This window comes from Streptomyces sp. NPDC087300, assembly GCF_044744425.1.
Taxonomy (GTDB): Bacteria; Actinomycetota; Actinomycetes; order Streptomycetales; family Streptomycetaceae; genus Streptomyces.
In genome coordinates this window covers 1-15,424 of record NZ_JBIUYI010000023.1, presented here as the reverse complement: position 1 = coordinate 15,424, position 15,424 = coordinate 1, and the positions used below count along the sequence as shown (strand labels likewise).

Annotated in this window: 20 protein-coding genes; 11 read left to right on the top strand and 9 right to left on the bottom strand. The window is 68.6% G+C overall.

Going from position 1 to position 15,424, the window contains the following annotated elements; genetic code table 11:
* The first annotated feature begins 99 nt into the window (after positions 1–99).
* The 7 genes from ACIO9J_RS42935 (at position 100) to ACIO9J_RS42905 (ending at position 6,266) form a co-directional block, all read left to right on the top strand.
* Positions 100–903, top strand: a complete 804-nt coding sequence (locus tag ACIO9J_RS42935) for a hypothetical protein (RefSeq protein ID WP_402011237.1) — start codon at positions 100–102, stop codon at positions 901–903.
* Positions 900–1,169: a hypothetical protein gene (locus tag ACIO9J_RS42930; protein WP_402011234.1), complete on the top strand. Its 270-nt coding sequence runs from the start codon at positions 900–902 to the stop codon at positions 1,167–1,169. The genes ACIO9J_RS42935 and ACIO9J_RS42930 overlap by 4 nt, the downstream gene beginning before the upstream one ends.
* Positions 1,169–2,209, top strand: coding sequence for a hypothetical protein (locus tag ACIO9J_RS42925; RefSeq protein WP_402011231.1), 1,041 nt, complete (start codon positions 1,169–1,171; stop codon positions 2,207–2,209). The genes ACIO9J_RS42930 and ACIO9J_RS42925 overlap by 1 nt, the downstream gene beginning before the upstream one ends.
* A gap of 267 nt (positions 2,210–2,476) precedes the next feature.
* The gene (locus tag ACIO9J_RS42920) at positions 2,477–4,180 is read left to right on the top strand and encodes a hypothetical protein (protein ID WP_402011228.1); all 1,704 of its coding nucleotides are present in this window, start codon (positions 2,477–2,479) and stop codon (positions 4,178–4,180) included.
* Between the two features lie 17 nt (positions 4,181–4,197).
* Positions 4,198–4,530, top strand: a complete 333-nt coding sequence (locus tag ACIO9J_RS42915; protein ID WP_402011225.1) for a hypothetical protein — start codon at positions 4,198–4,200, stop codon at positions 4,528–4,530.
* Between the two features lie 138 nt (positions 4,531–4,668).
* Entirely contained in the window at positions 4,669–5,430 is a 762-nt protein-coding gene (locus ACIO9J_RS42910; RefSeq protein WP_402011222.1) for a hypothetical protein, read from the top strand.
* Complete coding sequence (locus ACIO9J_RS42905) at positions 5,430–6,266, top strand: hypothetical protein (protein WP_402011219.1); 837 nt, start codon at positions 5,430–5,432, stop codon at positions 6,264–6,266. Before ACIO9J_RS42910 ends, ACIO9J_RS42905 begins: the two co-directional genes overlap by 1 nt.
* A gap of 380 nt (positions 6,267–6,646) precedes the next feature.
* On the opposite strand, the gene ACIO9J_RS42900 is transcribed toward ACIO9J_RS42905, so the two are convergent.
* The 8 genes from ACIO9J_RS42900 to ACIO9J_RS42865 form a co-directional block, all read right to left on the bottom strand.
* Positions 6,647–6,859 (bottom strand): hypothetical protein, encoded by a 213-nt coding sequence (locus tag ACIO9J_RS42900; protein ID WP_402011216.1) that lies wholly within the window; start codon positions 6,857–6,859, stop codon positions 6,647–6,649.
* Positions 6,860–6,932: 73 nt separating this feature from the next.
* On the bottom strand, positions 6,933–7,811 hold the full coding sequence (locus ACIO9J_RS42895) for a hypothetical protein (protein WP_402011213.1): 879 nt from the start codon (positions 7,809–7,811) through the stop codon (positions 6,933–6,935).
* Positions 7,804–8,010, bottom strand: a complete 207-nt coding sequence (locus ACIO9J_RS42890) for a hypothetical protein (protein WP_402011210.1) — start codon at positions 8,008–8,010, stop codon at positions 7,804–7,806. Before ACIO9J_RS42890 ends, ACIO9J_RS42895 begins: the two co-directional genes overlap by 8 nt.
* Before the next feature lie 3 nt (positions 8,011–8,013).
* Positions 8,014–8,196 (bottom strand): hypothetical protein, encoded by a 183-nt coding sequence (locus tag ACIO9J_RS42885; RefSeq protein WP_402011208.1) that lies wholly within the window; start codon positions 8,194–8,196, stop codon positions 8,014–8,016.
* A 20-nt stretch (positions 8,197–8,216) separates the two neighbouring features.
* Positions 8,217–9,119: a hypothetical protein gene (locus ACIO9J_RS42880; RefSeq protein ID WP_402011205.1), complete on the bottom strand. Its 903-nt coding sequence runs from the start codon at positions 9,117–9,119 to the stop codon at positions 8,217–8,219.
* A 467-nt stretch (positions 9,120–9,586) separates the two neighbouring features.
* Complete coding sequence (locus ACIO9J_RS42875; protein WP_402011202.1) at positions 9,587–9,835, bottom strand: hypothetical protein; 249 nt, start codon at positions 9,833–9,835, stop codon at positions 9,587–9,589.
* A gap of 209 nt (positions 9,836–10,044) precedes the next feature.
* Entirely contained in the window at positions 10,045–10,395 is a 351-nt protein-coding gene (locus ACIO9J_RS42870) for a hypothetical protein (RefSeq protein ID WP_402011199.1), read from the bottom strand.
* Entirely contained in the window at positions 10,392–10,808 is a 417-nt protein-coding gene (locus ACIO9J_RS42865; RefSeq protein WP_402011196.1) for a hypothetical protein, read from the bottom strand. Before ACIO9J_RS42865 ends, ACIO9J_RS42870 begins: the two co-directional genes overlap by 4 nt.
* A gap of 114 nt (positions 10,809–10,922) precedes the next feature.
* On the opposite strand from ACIO9J_RS42865, the gene ACIO9J_RS42860 reads away from it, so the two are divergent.
* The 4 genes from ACIO9J_RS42860 to ACIO9J_RS42845 all read left to right on the top strand — a co-directional run bounded on the left by ACIO9J_RS42860 (position 10,923) and on the right by ACIO9J_RS42845 (position 13,755).
* On the top strand, positions 10,923–12,116 hold the full coding sequence (locus ACIO9J_RS42860; RefSeq protein ID WP_402011193.1) for a helix-turn-helix domain-containing protein: 1,194 nt from the start codon (positions 10,923–10,925) through the stop codon (positions 12,114–12,116).
* 99 nt (positions 12,117–12,215) lie between these two features.
* Positions 12,216–12,503 (top strand): hypothetical protein, encoded by a 288-nt coding sequence (locus tag ACIO9J_RS42855; RefSeq protein WP_402011190.1) that lies wholly within the window; start codon positions 12,216–12,218, stop codon positions 12,501–12,503.
* 293 nt (positions 12,504–12,796) lie between these two features.
* Positions 12,797–13,252, top strand: coding sequence for a hypothetical protein (locus ACIO9J_RS42850; protein WP_402011188.1), 456 nt, complete (start codon positions 12,797–12,799; stop codon positions 13,250–13,252).
* Positions 13,249–13,755 (top strand): hypothetical protein, encoded by a 507-nt coding sequence (locus ACIO9J_RS42845; RefSeq protein WP_402011185.1) that lies wholly within the window; start codon positions 13,249–13,251, stop codon positions 13,753–13,755. The genes ACIO9J_RS42850 and ACIO9J_RS42845 overlap by 4 nt, the downstream gene beginning before the upstream one ends.
* 186 nt (positions 13,756–13,941) lie before the next feature.
* Here ACIO9J_RS42845 and ACIO9J_RS42840 read toward each other — a convergent pair.
* A partial coding sequence (locus ACIO9J_RS42840) for a hypothetical protein (RefSeq protein ID WP_402011182.1) occupies positions 13,942–15,424 on the bottom strand: 1,483 nt, incomplete at its 5' end.

Genomic DNA, 15,424 nt, shown 5'->3' with positions numbered 1-15,424 from the left:
GACCATCCCCTTGGAGGGACTGTGACGGCTACCGCTAAGTCACCGTCGACCGAAGAGCAGGAAGCCCCGGCAAGCGTCCAGGGTAGCCCGACGGCGCCCGTGCCCGTGCCCGTGCTGCGGCCGCAGCCGATGGCGTCCGTGACGTCGATGGCGGACAAAGTGCACTACGCCCGCACGCTCGCCGAGGCGCACCTGCTGCCCTCGCAGTACCGGCGCCAGCCCGGCAACCTGCTGTACGCGATGGAGTACGCCGAACTCCTCGGCCTGCACCCGATGGCGGCGATCACCGGCATTCACGTCATCGACGGGAAGCCGTCGGCGTCGGCCGCGCTGATCTCCGCCCTGGTGCGCAATGCCGGGCACAATCTGCGGGTCTGGGGTGATGACCAGAGCGGGCACGCGCAGATCGTGCGCGCCGACGACCCCGACTTCACGTTCACCGCGCTGTGGACCCCGGAGCGGGGCCGCAGGGCGGGGCTGTGCACGATCGTCGACGGCCGCCCGCGCGCCCGCGACAAAAACGGCAAGCCACTGCCGTGGGAGAAGTACACGGCCGCGCTGCTCAAGGCCCGCGCGATCACCGAAGTCGCGCGCGACGCGTGCGAGGACGCGCTGTACGGCGTGCGGTACACCCCCGAGGAGCTCGGCGCGGAGGTCGACGCGTTCGGCAACGTGACCACCATCCCCGAGATGGCGGCGCAGAGCGCCGAGTACGAGGTCGTGGACGCCGACATCGTCGAGTCCCCCGTCATCGACCTCGACGCCTTGCGGGGCGCGGCGGCCACCGCACAGGACGCCGAGGAGGTACGCGGCCTGTGGCGTGAAGCCCACGCGCACGGAGCACCCCAGTCGCTCCTCGACGAACTCGCGGACATCGGGCAGACGATGCCCGGGGCAGCGTGACGTTCGCGCACGCGGCGGCCGCCATGTTGGCGGCCGCCGTCGCCCGCGCCCCGGTAGAGCGGCGCTTCGCCCTCCCCGCGCCGACCCCGCCCGCCTTCCGCGTCCGCCACGACGACAGCGGCGGGTGGGCCTGGTGGTGCGCAACCCCCGTCCCCCACGGCCCCGGCACCAGCGAGTGCGGTAAGGCCGGCCTGAGTGACGAACCCCACGCCGCGGCGGCCGCCGCTGTGGCGCACCTGAACGAGAAGCACATGGAGGAGTTCTGATGGCCCGTCGTTACGTGGAGATCGAGCGGGGCGGCGCGACGTCCCCCGGCGGGATCGAGGCGCACCTGTACTTCCCGGCCACCTCGAAGCCGCGCGCACTGGAACACCGTGCGGCCGTTCTCGAGGTGGCCCGCCTGTACGGGGTCGAGTGGCAGACGCCTGTGCGGGCGTTCTGGGACTGGTGGGCGCGGCCTGCGGAGCGGGATCTACGGCGGTTGGAGGTGTGGGGGCCCCGGCGGGCGGTCGCTCGGTTCCTGGTGGCCGCGCCCCGGGTGGTCGCCGCGATCGAGGCGCAGGCGACGGTGGGGGCGCGGGAGTTCGGGCGGTGGAGGCGCTCGCTGCTCGTGGTGCTCTCCGATCTTCTGGAGTTCGAGGACCCGACGACGCTGCGGGTGCGGGCGCGGGAGTTCCGCGCGGAGGTGCTGCGGCACCTGGTGGGCGCGCTGCACGAGGCGCCCGTGGTGGCGGGTGTGGTGGATGTGCGGCGGCCGCTGTGGGAGCAGGCCGAGGCGGTCGCCGACACGATCGCGTGCGAGGCGCCGGTGGACGTGTGGGCGGCGGCGGATCCGGTGGCCGTGGACGAGCTGCTCGCGCGGTACGTGTTCGCCGAACCGTCCGTCGTCGAGGTCGAGCTGGTCGCCGACGAGGCGGCGGTGCTGCCGGACACCGTCGAGGAGTTCCTGGAGGCGGCGGGGCCGGTGGCGGATGCACCGGTCGAAACTGTGACGAACTGTCATGAAGCGGTTTGTACTGGCGCTAATTCACTGTTTATTCCCGCGTATTGGCGTGTGGGTAAAAGTGCGCACCTGGTCTGGCCTGTGGCGATGCATACGGCACGGATTGGTTACGTGACGTCCCGGGGCGTTCGCGCGTTGATGGTGATTGGCAGGGGAACTCTGCCCAGCGCAGCATTCTTTGACGTGTTTTCAGAAGGCGGGAAAACAGCCCGCCATATGGGGCCACGCCGAATTGACAGACCGCCTGCCGGAGTTATTCCGGGGGGTGTAAGGTCACGGGGCGAGGCCCTGAATGTCGGGTAACGACGCGGGCCCCTGCGCGGTAACGGGTTCGCGCCGCACGCATTGATCAACAACTAAAAATGGCAAAAAAAGAGGGCCTCCCGAACTTTGGCCGGTCACGGGAGACCCTCAACTACAACGCTGTGGTGAGGCTAGCACGGAGTGCTGGGCTCTCGCCAAAGAAAGGCAATGGTGACTGCCGTCACGTTGGATCCGGGACGAAACCGGACAGAAGGAAAGAAGTCGCGCACTAAAAAGGGTGCGTTCCCGCGTATTTCCGGCAGCCGGATGCTCTCAAAAGAAGAGCAGGAACTCGCCGACGCATACGCCACCGCGCTGGACCGGTGCCCCCTCCCTGACGCCGAGAGCCGCCACGCCGTCCTGCGGCGCCTCATGGAAGAGGCCCTCGGGGCCGACGTCAGCACCGAGGAGTACGAGCGCGGACGTCACCTCCACGAGCAGGCCCTGGCCCGCGAGAAGGCCCGCGAGGAAGCCGAGGCCGCGCAGGCCGCTGTCCCCGAGATCGCCCCCGGCGTCCCCGGGGCTTTGCTGTTCTCCCGCTCCTCCGTCGTGAAGACCATCGCCAAGCTCAAGCCCGAGCTGCGCCTGTCCGCGCACTCCCATGAGTGGCGCAACGGCGTAGACCTGTACCCGACGTACGCGCGGTTCAACAGCGGCCGGTCAGGGCGCCCTGGCCGGCTCCAGCGCTTCCGCGCGGTCGCCGACGCCATCAAGGTCCTCGCGCACCGCCAGCACTCCCTCGCCGAGGACCGCACAGAATTCGGCACCATCATGCAATCGCACGCGACTATTGCCGAGAAGGCCAGCGAATTGCTCGCAGTAGAGTTCCCCGGATTCGAAGTGACGGTCCACCAAGTCAAGCGCATCATCAAGGAACTCATCGAGGGCGGAGCGCTGGTACTCGTCCGTAAGACCGTGAACCGTCAAGTGCCGCTCTACGCCCTGACCGTTCCTCCGCACGTAGAGCCGTACCTGACGTGCACCACGCCGGGCGGGCGCGGCCGCTCCTGTCACTCGCGTAAGAACGCCGAGGGGCGCAGGGTCCGCGAACTCATCGGATTGGTCCACACGCCTGCCCCTGTGGCGTTCTCCGACGAGGCCGGGCAGGACCACGAACAGGGTTGTCCACACACACCGGTTGATGAAAGTGCGCCCCTATCGCGTGGTTCCCGTAGGGAACCACGCGAGGTTCTTCCCTACGGTCAGACCCTCGCGGGTTCCCTTTGCCCCGCGAGCGCGCGCGAGGACGAGACTCCGAGCCCGTCGACGGAAGAAGCGGGCAAGAAGATCACCAGGGGCGAGAAGCGAGCGGCGAAGGCCGCGAAGAAGTACCCGGCAGGGGCATCCCTGTTCGCCGCCCCGTCGCTGGCCACCCACCGGTACTTCCTGCCGCTCACACCGCAGGCATCAATCCGGGTACTGGCCGAGGCCGGGGACGCCGGATGGACCGCCGACGACGTGGTGCGTGCCCTCGGTGAAGACCCTGCGGGCAACCGCTGGAACCTCGACTCCACCATCAAGAAGCCCGCTTCGGTCATCGCGTGGCGCCTGGACCACTGGCGGCGCCCCGACGGGACCCTGCTCCCCTCACCCGCCCAGGAGCGCGCCGAGAAGGCCCGCCAGGATGCCCAGCGGGACCGCCAGGCAGCCGCAGAGCGCGCCACCCGCGACATGCCGCTGGTGCCCTCCACCGCCAACCCCGAATTCCAGGCCGAACGCGAGGCCGCCCGCGTCGCCGCCCGCCTCGACCCCCGCGCCCGCCGCTTCGGCCCGACGCCCGCCGAGCCCCTCAACGACGCCGAGCGCGACGCCCAGCGCGCCGCCGGACCCGGCGCCCAGACCCGCGCCGCGATCCGCCCCACCGGCTCCACACAGCCCCCCGTGACCGTCCCCGCGCCCGCCGCCGCCGTCCACGAGCACTACGCCACAGGCGCCGCCCAGGCCCGCGCCGCCATCACCGCCACCCGCTAACCCCACCGGGACACCCCATGACGCTCCACGCCGACCAACTCGAAGCCTTCTACCACCAGTTGGAAGAAGCCTCCGAAATGGGCCGACAACTCCACACCGGGTCCACCGCGGCCGACGCCGCCGCCGTCTGCCGCGTCCTCGGCACCGCCGCGAAGATGGCCATGCAACTCTCCGTACCGGCCGGCAATCACGCTGTGAGCACGGGGTGCACGAAGCATCCCGTGGGCCCGGTCGACGCGGTCGCGCCGGAAGGGTGGGGGACGTGTCTGCTGTGCAACACGAAGCGCCGCCGGGGTGTCGCGCAGCAACTCACCCCGCACCAACGGCAGTCGGGCAGCACCAGCCGCTGACCCGGCTCGTGCGACATTCCGGAACACCGTGTCACACACGGAACACCCGTGATCATCTGCCACACTGACCCGCACACAACCCACCGAAGTAGCCGGGCCCTTGCCAGGGGTGCGGTGAAGCGTACGGAAGGAAGATCCATGGCGCGCATCCATGTCCTCTTCGCCCGCAAGGGCGGAGTGGGTAAGTCATTCCTGGCGATCGCCATCGCGACCGTCTGCGCCGAGATCCTCGGCCCCAACCCCGACGGCAGCGCCAAAGTCGCCGTCGCGTCCGCCGACCCGCAGGGCACGTCCCTCTGGCGGGCGGCTCAGCTCACGTCGGTGCCGTTCGACACGATCGACATCTCGGACGACCTGGAGAACATCCACCGCCTCAAGGACCTGCCTTACAGCAACATCTTCGTGGACACCCCGGGTTGGACTCCTCCGAAGCTGATCGAGTTCGAGAACGGCGCGAACGCGCTCGGCAACGATGACCGGATCACTCAGCTCCTTGAGGCGATCCTCGACCAGGCCGACGACGCCATGGTGCCGATGCTCTGCGAGAAGGACTCCTTCAGCCCGACGGAGATCACCATCGACTGGGTCCTGCGGCCGCGCGGCATCCCTCACATCGTCGTGATCAACAAGTGGCTGCCGAACAAGGAAGAGGCCTATGTCGAGGGCACACGCGGATGGTGTGAGGCCCACGGGTACGCCGTGGCCCGGACCGCTCCGCGCCGCTACCGGGTCCACGCCAACGGCGACAAGCTGATCACGGACTACCTCAACAACCGCATGGAGCTGCAGGCGAAGTTGGACGTCGTGAACCTGGCTATGGAGCACGGCCTCACGAGGGCAGCGCACATGGTCAAGCAGCTCGAAGCGGCCGAGCGCGCGCTGGCGGGGGTGCGCGGCTGATGGCAGGCACCTCTACGTCGATCTCCGCGAAGATGGCTGGGACGCAGACCGGCAACCCGACCCCGCCGCACATGCGCAACGAGCCTCCCGAGGACGGCAAGAACGACCCGAAGCCCAAGAGCGGGTCGGTGGTCGTACGGGAGAAGGTGGCGGCGCCCGAACGCCGGGCCCTGCCCGATGAGTCGATGCCCGTCGCCGAACAGGTGCCGCTCATCGACGCGGCCCTGCGCGACATCAGCAACCAGGCCCAGGCCGCCGAGGAACAGCTCTACCGGGCATCGGCCGACGCCATCGGCCCGTGGCTCGTGCGGGCCCACGGGGTGAAGGCGCACACCTACCTGACGGACACGGCCGGTAAGCCGTTCCGCTCGTTCGCCCGGTACGTGAAGGTGAACCACGGCATCTCGCGGTCCACCGCGGAACGCATCATGGAACGCACCCTCGTCATGGATGCGCTCGGGTCGGCCACTCACCCGCCGGTCACCCTGACGGTCAAGCAGGTCGATGTGCTCTACCCCGTGTTGGACGGGCACGGCCGTGAGGCTGCCGTGAAGGTGTGGGAGGCCGCGTTCGCTTCGCGGGACGGTGTGACCCCGGCCAGCCTGGCGTTCCACCGTGACCAGCTCGGGTACGGCCCCAGGGTCGACGAGGGCGGCCCCAGTGTTCCTCCGGTCGCGCGGCAGCTGGAGAAGTTCGTACGGGGCGTCACCGAGGCCGACATCGAGGTGGCGACGGAGACGCATCCGCAGTTCGCGGAGTGGCTCTACGAGCAGCTCGGGGCGTCGCTGGAGAAGCGTCGGGCGCGTTCAGCCAAGGTCGAGGTCGACCGGGCGTGACCCTGCTCCGGAAGTGCGTCACGTGACGCACTTTTTCACGGAGCGTGACCAAACTCGGGGGTGAATTCCCCGAGTTCGTGACGGAGAGTAAGAAACTGCGTCACGTGACGCACTTCGGCCCCCGGCCGTGGAACCTGCCCACGCCGGGGGCCGAAGTGTCCCACCTTCCGGGGTCCGGCCTCGACCGGGAATGTGTCCCACGTGGGACACATTCAGAAGTGCGCACCTGCCCCAAGCTGCAACGATGCCCCCGCACACCTGAACAGTGCGAGGGCATCGCCGTCTTCGGATCATGCACAGGAACCCTGTGCACGAAACTGCCCACCTGATCCCACCAGGCGAAACAGCGCCCGGTCATCCACAGAACCGCCGCCGGACCGTCAGGCAGACGCGTCCGTACGGCCATTCCACGACAGCCACACATGCGACCGGACGGCCTGCTCGAACCCGTACGGGCCGACCTCCCGCGCGGCTGCCGTCACCTGCGACCCGTGCTGCTCGGCGACGTCGAGTGCGAACTGATAGATCGTCGCCCACACCATCTGATCCGTCACCGGCCCATAGACCCTCGGGCCGTCCTCGGGCATCGTCATCCCGGATCCTTCCATCCGCGCAGCTCGGAACAGGTGCGCACTTCTACAACTCCTGCTCCAAGAGCACGTCACCCTAGGGGCCTTCGCGGAGTAGCGCGGCGATCTCCTCGGAGATCGGCAGGCCGGTCCTCGCCTCCACGAACCCGAACTGCCCGTTCGGGTTGCACTCCAGGAACCACCAGCGGCCTTCACGGTCGACAGCGAAGTCGAACGCGCCGTACGACAGGCGCTGAAACGCCATGTAGTTGGCGACCGACCGCGCGATGCCGCACGGGACGTCCACGGCCGCGTACGCCGCGTCCTGCTGCTCGACACGCCAGTCCACCGAGCCGCCCGGCGGCCGCACGGACGCGGCGAACAACCGGTCCTCGACGGCCGTCAGCCGTACGTCGTGGTCCTTGTCGACCAGGCGCTGCAACACCGCAGGCCCGCCCTCGACACGCGACTCCCATTCGGTGGTTGCCTCCACGAACGGGCCGCGGATCGCCCACCCCTTGGCGATGACCGGGCCACCGGCTGCGAAGTCCTTCGCGCTGCGGGCCGACGCAGGGATACGGACCGGCGGGACGCGGAACCCCGCCCGGACGGCGTCGGTGAGCTGCACGGCCTTGTACTGCGCGCGTGTGTTGACGTCTGGGTGATGCAGCCACAGCACGCCGTCGAGCGTCCGCAAGACGTTCTCCAGCTGCGCCATGCCCTCGTCCGAGGACGTCGGCCCCGGCTTGCGCCACCAGATGCTGCGGATACGGTCCGACCGTGTGGAACGGTGATCGTCGGACAGCTCGAACGTCCAGCGCCCCGAGGCGATGTTCGCCTCGATGCGCAGCGCCCCGGTGGTGATGTCGGCAGGGTCGACGCGGTGGACCCTCCCGTGACGGAGGTGCCGCACGACCAGGTCGGCGGTCACATCGCCACGGGAGGTCACAATCAGCGTGGTGTCAGGTTCAGTCATCGTACGAGGGCTCGTCGTCGTCGCCACCCTGCGTCAACCCCGTGAGGTAGACGGCGCCGGTGTCGATGACGAGCTGGCCGTCCTCATCCACGTTCATCTGCTGTATCGGGTCATAGAACATCGCGAACTCCCTTTCGTCGGGTGCTACTTCCTTGGATCCGCCCCGGCCCGGATCGACCGTCGGCGGAAGTACGAACATGCTTCACCACCGGGCCACACGGGCAGCCAGCCACAGCAGCCACCAGCCGACCAGCCGGCGGTGCACGAAGTCGGCGACCACGGCGGAGAACTGCGCACCTGCTCTGGCCTGCGCCAACTCCCCTATGAACAGATCTCGTCGGCACACCAGGCAGATGAAGGACTGGCGGTCGGGGAAGAGCACCATGGGCTGTCCACAGCACGGCATCACCCCGTGATGCTCTGCCGGGCCCGCTGGACCCACGCGTACGGCGACATCGTCTCCTCCAGCGTGGGGATGAGGGCGGGCGTGCTCCACATGCAGTTGAGGAGGCTGGGACCACCGGTCACCGCGACGACCGCCGAAACCCACCCGGCGCCCGCGTCGAGCATGTACGGCGGCGGCAACGGCATCGGCGACTGACCGATGAGCCACAACCCGCTGCGTTCGTACAGATCGCTCGTGTTCTCCACCCGCGACTGGAACGCGGCGACCTGGTCACGGAACGCGTGCGTCTCACGATTGGTGGGACCGGGCATGATCGCGTGCCCGAACGTGTGGCGGGTGACCTCCCGGTCCGCCCACTCCGCGTACCCGCAGACCGCGAACGCCGGGAAGGCGTGCAACTGGACGCCGCGGTGAAGACGATGGGGGAACGCCGCGTGACAGCTGCGCGTGATCGCACCGAGCCCGGCGCGGTGCTGCGCGACGCGCACCAGCTGGTGCGCGACGGCCTTGGTGATCTCCGGGTCGCGGTATCCGGCGTGGTGGAACACCTCGGGCATGAAGAGGATCTCCGCGCCGCCGTCGGGGTCCTCGATCATCGCCCCGGCCGACATCATCCACCCGGCATTCATCCAGTGCGCCTGTTCCTCCTGGATCCCCATGAGCACGCTGGTCCAGGAGTCGGGCAGGGACAGTTCGGCGATCTCGCGGGCGATAGCGCGCTGCTGGTGGGCCAGGACGTCACGGACGAACACGTGACGGCTCACGAACCGGATCTTCGGGCTCTCCACCCTCATGCCCGTGACCCGCAGGACGGCGGCCATCACGTCGGGGGTGATCTCCTCGACGTAGCGCGCGTACCGGGGATACATGGTGATCTCGTGCCGTACATCGCAGATAGTCATCGCGCTGAAGTGGCTTTCCGTGTCGGCGAGTTGAAGGCCCCCGGTCTGCCAGGATCCTTCCTCTTCCGGCAGACCGGGGGTAGTTCAGTGGCGGGCGCCCTCTCCTGCGGCGTGACAGTGGGAGGAGAGGACGCCCGCGTGCCGCCAGGCCCCACGGGGGCAGGGCCCGGCGGTCCCGCGACGCCCAGACGCGGGAGCTAAATAGATCATGCGTTCGAGATGGCGGGGGGTGTGTGGCCCGGTCGGGGGGTGGCGGCACCCCATCGGTGTGCAAGCGGTCACCGACGGGTTCGCAACGCCGCCACCCCCGCTCCCGCCGTTCCCTAGGCGGCGGGGAGCGCTCCCCCTTCCATCCCCTGACGGGGCGGCATCTCATAAGGGGGCGCGCTGGGGCCCCTCGCTGCGGGAAGCGCAAAAAACCACAGCGAGGAGTCTCCACGGCCCAGGGTCCGGGGGCCGTGGGCGATCTAGCGGTCGAAGAGCTTGCCGTCCATGGCGCACTGGATGGCGTTGGGCAGCCACAGGAACGGCGCGAGCGTCATCAAGTAGACGACCGTCGACGCCCGTACGATGCGGCTCGGCTCGGTGTCGAAGTTCTGTAGATACCCGTTGCGCAGGCGCTCCAGGGCGACAGACGGCGTCAGCCCCCTGTACGCCGCCCAGGCATGCCCCATGATCCAGTACAGCGCGAGGGCGGCTTGTGCTTCGGGAGACATAACTCGCTTTCAAAATGAGGGAGTTGACCTGACGGATGCTTTGCCGGCCTGTGGTGGTCCGGCGCCTCCACGGGGATGTGGGAGGCGCCGGACCACCGCCCCTGACGGCCGCCACAGCGGGTAGCAGCCGCAGGGGAGCTGTGGGAGGAGACGATGAACAGGACCGCGGTCACCGCCCCGCAGACCAGGGCGATCACCTCGGGGGGCGGTCACGGCGAGCGCCGGGCGCGGCGCAGCGCGAGGTGCAGCGCGACGTGCTCGGCGAGCTGCCGGGCGCGGGCCCACGCCTGGTGGTCGGTGTCCTGGGGGCGGTCCCGTACGGCGCGCAGGGCCGCTCTCGCGCGGTCGAGCTGGGTCTCGTACGTCCGGGCGCGCTCGGTGCTGCCGAGGGCGGGCGCGGCCGTGTCGAGGATCAGCTCCATGGTGTGGGTCAGCCGTTCGACACGGACGTCGATGTCCGCGCGCTCGGGCACCTGGAACTCGATACGGCGCGCCCACGCGATGTCCGCGTCGGCGGCCTGGAGCACCTCGGCGGTGAGGCCCTCAAGGGTGCTGTTCACGATGCCGTCCGCTCGGTCAGGCCCGGCAGGTACTCGGGGACGTGAACGTGTGCCACGAGGGTGTCGAGCCAGTTGTAGAGGGCGGGGAGGTCGGCGGCCGGGGCGATGTGGTCGAGGTTCGAGCACACGATCAGCGTGACCGCGGCGTCCGGGTCCTCGACGAGGGTCGCCACCATGCTCCACGCCGGGCGCTCGTCGCGGGGGGTGTCGAGGGGGCAGTCGTCGGTGAGGACCTCGGCGACCGCCCAGTCACGGGCGTGTGCGTACTCCAGCACCGCCCCGCCGAGATCCGTGCTCTCGGCGAGCGTCATGCCGTGAACGTTGTCGTAGATGACGGCGCGGGCCGCACGGATGCCATTCGCCGCATCCACGATGTCCCTACGCCGAGTCCGCTCCTGCTCGGTTCGGCTCATAGGTCAAGCAAAGCGCTTTTGCGCAAGATCAGTTAACACAAAAGTGACACAACGAGTCTTAGCCACCTGGTAGTTGGTATCCGGTCAATGGACTGACGTGCGAGAGTGGCGGGTATGGATAGCACACCGGCGGCCGGGGAAAACATTGCCGTCCTGCGCAAAGCGCGCGGCATGGGGCAAGTCGCGATCGCAAGCAAGATGGGCATCTCGACGTCATACCTACGGAAGATCGAGAACGGTGAACGCGCCGTCACGCCACCACTCGCCGCCGCCGCCGCCAAGGCCCTGACCGTGTCCACCGGCAGAATCTGGGGACAGCCGTTCCTTACGCCTATAGAGCAGGCCGGACTTCTTGACGAACTGCGGCTCTCCGTACGCCGACACACCCTGCCCCGCGAGGACACGCCCCCTCTCGACGAGCTTGACGCCCAGCTCAAGAAGGCCGCCCAGCTCCGCGCCAACACCCGATACCTCGAACTCCTGCGGGTGCTGCCCAAACTCCTGGGACAGGCCACCGCCACAGCGATGGACGCAGGCGGCGACGCTGTCGCGTGGGGGCAGGTCGCCGACCTCTACGGCTGCGCGTATGCCGTCGCCCACCGCCTTGGTCAAGCCGACCTCGCGGACATGATCGTCTCCCGCCAGGAGTGGGCCAGCCAACGCACGTGGAACCCCACGGCAGAGGCAGCCACCGCGTGGAACGAGGCAGGTGTCTTCCAGTCCGCTGGACAGTACGGCGACGGCCTCGCCATCATCGACCGCGCCATCACCCGCTACGAATCATCCGGTTCGGACACCAGCGTTGAGCACGTCGTGACCCTCGGATCTCTCCACCTGCGCGGTGTCGTCCTCGCATCCCGGAACAAGGACAAGCAAGCCACCACGGATCACCTGCAGCGAGCGAAGACGTTCGCCGAGCAGCTCAACAGCGACGGCGACGTACTGCTCCACAACCTCACCTTCGGGGAAGGCAACATCGCCCTGTACGAGCTGGCCGCCCACATCGAGCTCGGCGATCCTGGCAAGGCCGCCGAGATGTCCGGCCGGATCCTGGACCGACCCCAACCATGGTCAGGGCTGGCCCCATCGAGAGTTGGACGTGGCCACATCGACCGAGCGCGCGCTCTGCTGGCCACGAACGACTTGAACGGGTCGGAGAACGCGTTGAAGCAGGCGTTCAAGGTGGCGCCACAGATGACGGAATACCACCCCATGGCCCGTGAGGTGCTGCGGGTCCTGTTCGTCATGCATCAGCGCAGCCGTCCGGATCTCCTGGCCATGGCCAAGAGGGCAGGCCTAGCCGATTGAGAGAATGCCCCCCGTCCCGACGGCGTGCCAGGACGGGGGTATTCCAGGCTCCGGCCGCGCCGCTCCAGGCGGCGGGTGCCGCGCGGCTAGCCTGGTGCGATGAGCGAAGGCCAGCCAGAGATCCTGTCCGTCGAACGCGACGTTGACACCGACCTCGACGGTGAGGGCGGCAACCCCATGGACAAGGCGCACCGAGCCGCACTCGACGAGCTGACCGCGCTCGCGGCCGCCCGCGACGTCCGTATGGCGCCGACCGTGCAGGCGGAGATCATCGGATACACCGAGGACATCGACGGGACGATGATCGTCGTCGACAGGGAGAACACGTCGTTCTTCCACGATGCCCGCAGGGTCCGGGTCCGGTGGACGGTGCGCGTGGATTCCTGACGCGGGCGTCTTGCGCCTTCGGGCGGTCGGGCGCATGCTCCGCAGTGCGGGGACGGCAAGGCCGGCAGCGGGACGGTCAGCACAACAACCCTCTATGCAAAGGGAGTTGGATGATGCTCGACCTCGAACGATGGATCATCTGTCGCGGTGACGATGACGACGACCAGGACGACGAGTCGCCCGGTGGATGCGGCGATGGCGACGGCTGCGGACGCCAGTAGCCGATAGCCTGCACAACCCCAGAGGCGGCCCTCGACCGGGCCGCCTCCTCCTGCCGCCGCCGAGGGGATCGCATGGCAGTCCACTTCCACGCTTACACCTGGGTCGGATCCGGAGCCGAGTACGGCCGTGACGCGCAGCGCAGGCCCTACAACCCCGGCCCCAACCCCGACCCCGCCGTACGCCCCGAGTTCGACTTCCGCCAAGTTCCCGTTGCCCCCCTCGAACCCGCGCACTGGCTCCTCAAGGACAAGAAGTTCGTCCGGGACACCTTCCACGAGCCAGGCCCGGCCCTGGCATGGTTCGAGAAGGAGTTCGCGCAGCACGTCGACCGCCTCGACGGCGAGCACGTACGCGATCCCGGAACACTGCGCGGCTTCCTCGACTACGCGCGCGAGAACATGGCCGCCGGTCAGGACATCATCGGAGGCTGGTGGGGAGTGAAGGGCTCCAGGTTCCACGCCGTGCACCTCATCGCGTGCCCCAACCGCATGCGGCCCGAGCACCCGTGCCCGACCGGCGGCCGATGATCACCGGTAGCGCGCGGCTGACCATCGCCCGCTTTCTCTACGACTGGGACCACGGCGACCACTGCCTCTTGGCCTACACCAGCCACGGGGCGATGGGGGTCGCCGCGACCATACCGAACGCCGAGGGCGACGCCCCAGACCTGTGGTCCATGGCCGGACGCAACCTCCCACCGTCCGCTCAAGACGAGGACCGCGCACGATGGGCCATCTGCGCAGGGTGGGCACTCAACACCAGCACACTGCCAGAACACCGGCTCACCCTCGTCGGTCACGAGTGGACCCTCGAAGTGATCCGCACCCTTCATGAGATCAAGCCACACCAGTACGGCAACTCGGCATACGGATGGACCGGCGCCCACATCGGCCGACTGACGCTCAACGACCCCTACGCGCAGGCCCAGGCCCACACCTTGCTCGTCCCGGCGGTGAGGTTGCTCAAGGACGTGACCTACGAAGAGTTCTCCCGGAAGCCAGAAAGGCCCCTGCGCAGCGATCCACGATGAGCCGCGCGGGTCGTCGCTGTGGCACGGTAGGGGCCGCTCCCGTCCGCTCGTGCCTGCCTGACGCAGCTGGCAGGCACGAGCGGACGGTTCAGCGGCGCCGCTCGCGCACGCTCTCCAGGACCGCGAGCACGACGAGGACGAGCAGCGCGGCGAACGCGAGCGCGGGACCACCGATCATGAGCTGGATCATGCCCGGCCTTCCGTCGCTGGCTGCGGGCCGTTGTCGGACACGTTCGTCATGTCGTCACACACCAGCGCCTCACCGCTGATCTGCGGATCCGTCCACCGGTTACCGGTGATGACGACCAGCTCGGCGTTGGTCACGTTGAACACGTTCGACCCCTGGTGAGAGATCGTCTTGTTGTCCTGGAAGACGATCCCCTCGTGCTTCTGTGTCGAGCCCGGATACGGCACCGCCGTCCCATCACCCTGGTACCAGCTGAACGGCTGGTCCACGGAGAACGCCGCGTACGCGCAGTCGGGAGCGCCGGTGTCCTGCAACGTGTTGTCCTCGATCACCACGTTCCGGTTAGGCCAGTTCGTCTCCCGCAGCGTGTGGAGCAGAATCGGCGCCTTCGCGCCCTCATCGATCCGCCCCACCTTCGGGTGATCGTGCCGGGAGACGAACGTATTGCCCCGCACCACGGAGTCGTGCCAGGCGTGGATGCGCACCGCGGTACCCCGGTAGTCGGTCACCGTGTTCTTCACGACCTGGATGTTCCGGTACGGCTCGACCGCCACACCGGCCCCGCCCGAGCGCTGCCCGCCATGGCTGCCGACGAACACGCCGTGCGCGCCGAACACATCACTGGGGCCGACCCAGCAGTCGGACACGAACAGGCCGTCGGTCGCCGTGCCGTCGGACGCGCCGGACGCGCCGCTCTCCCGGAACGCCTTGTCGACCTGTACGGCCTCCAGGTAGCACCAGCCGTGCGAGCCGTAGGCGCAGCCCTCGAACTCGCCCTCGGTCGCCAGGTTCGGGGGCTCCCAGCCCTCGAAGCGGACGTTGCGGACGGTGAGGTTGCGGTTGCCCGCGGAATCTACGCAGTGGTTCGCGAACTGGTTGAGGATCCGCGTGTTCTGCACCGTCCCGCCGTCGGTGTGGGACACCTGGATGCACACCGAGATGATGTCGTACTGGCGGGCGTAGACGCCGTTGCAGTCCAGGGTGCCGCCCTGGATCGTCCAGTTCTTCGGACCGTCGAATCCTTCGGTGGTGGTGTCGTCCGAGGGCAGCGAGCCGAACATGGCGCCGCCGCCGTTGCGGCGGATCACCGCGCTCGGGGCCAGGTCGAGAACGGCGTTGTCCTTCATGCGGATCATGGGGCCGCCGGGCCCGGCCGGGGACCACCGGACCATGAACACCCCGTCGGGCACGCGGACGCGGCCGCCGCCCTGGTCCGAGACGTAGTCGATGGCGTCCTGAATGGCCTTGGAGTTGTTCTGCGACACCGCGTTCGAGACGTCCGCGCCCTCCACGGCCCCGAAGTCGACGATGTTCACGTCCGGCGGCGGCGCCGGAATGTCGGAGGCCTGCCTCGACAGGGTCACCGCGTCGTTGGGGAACGGCAGCAGGGTGACCCCGGAGGGGCGGCACTCCATCGAGCGGACGGTCTGCTGCCCGCCGTCGTAGTTGCGGTACATGTGCCGGGTGTGGATCACCCGCGTC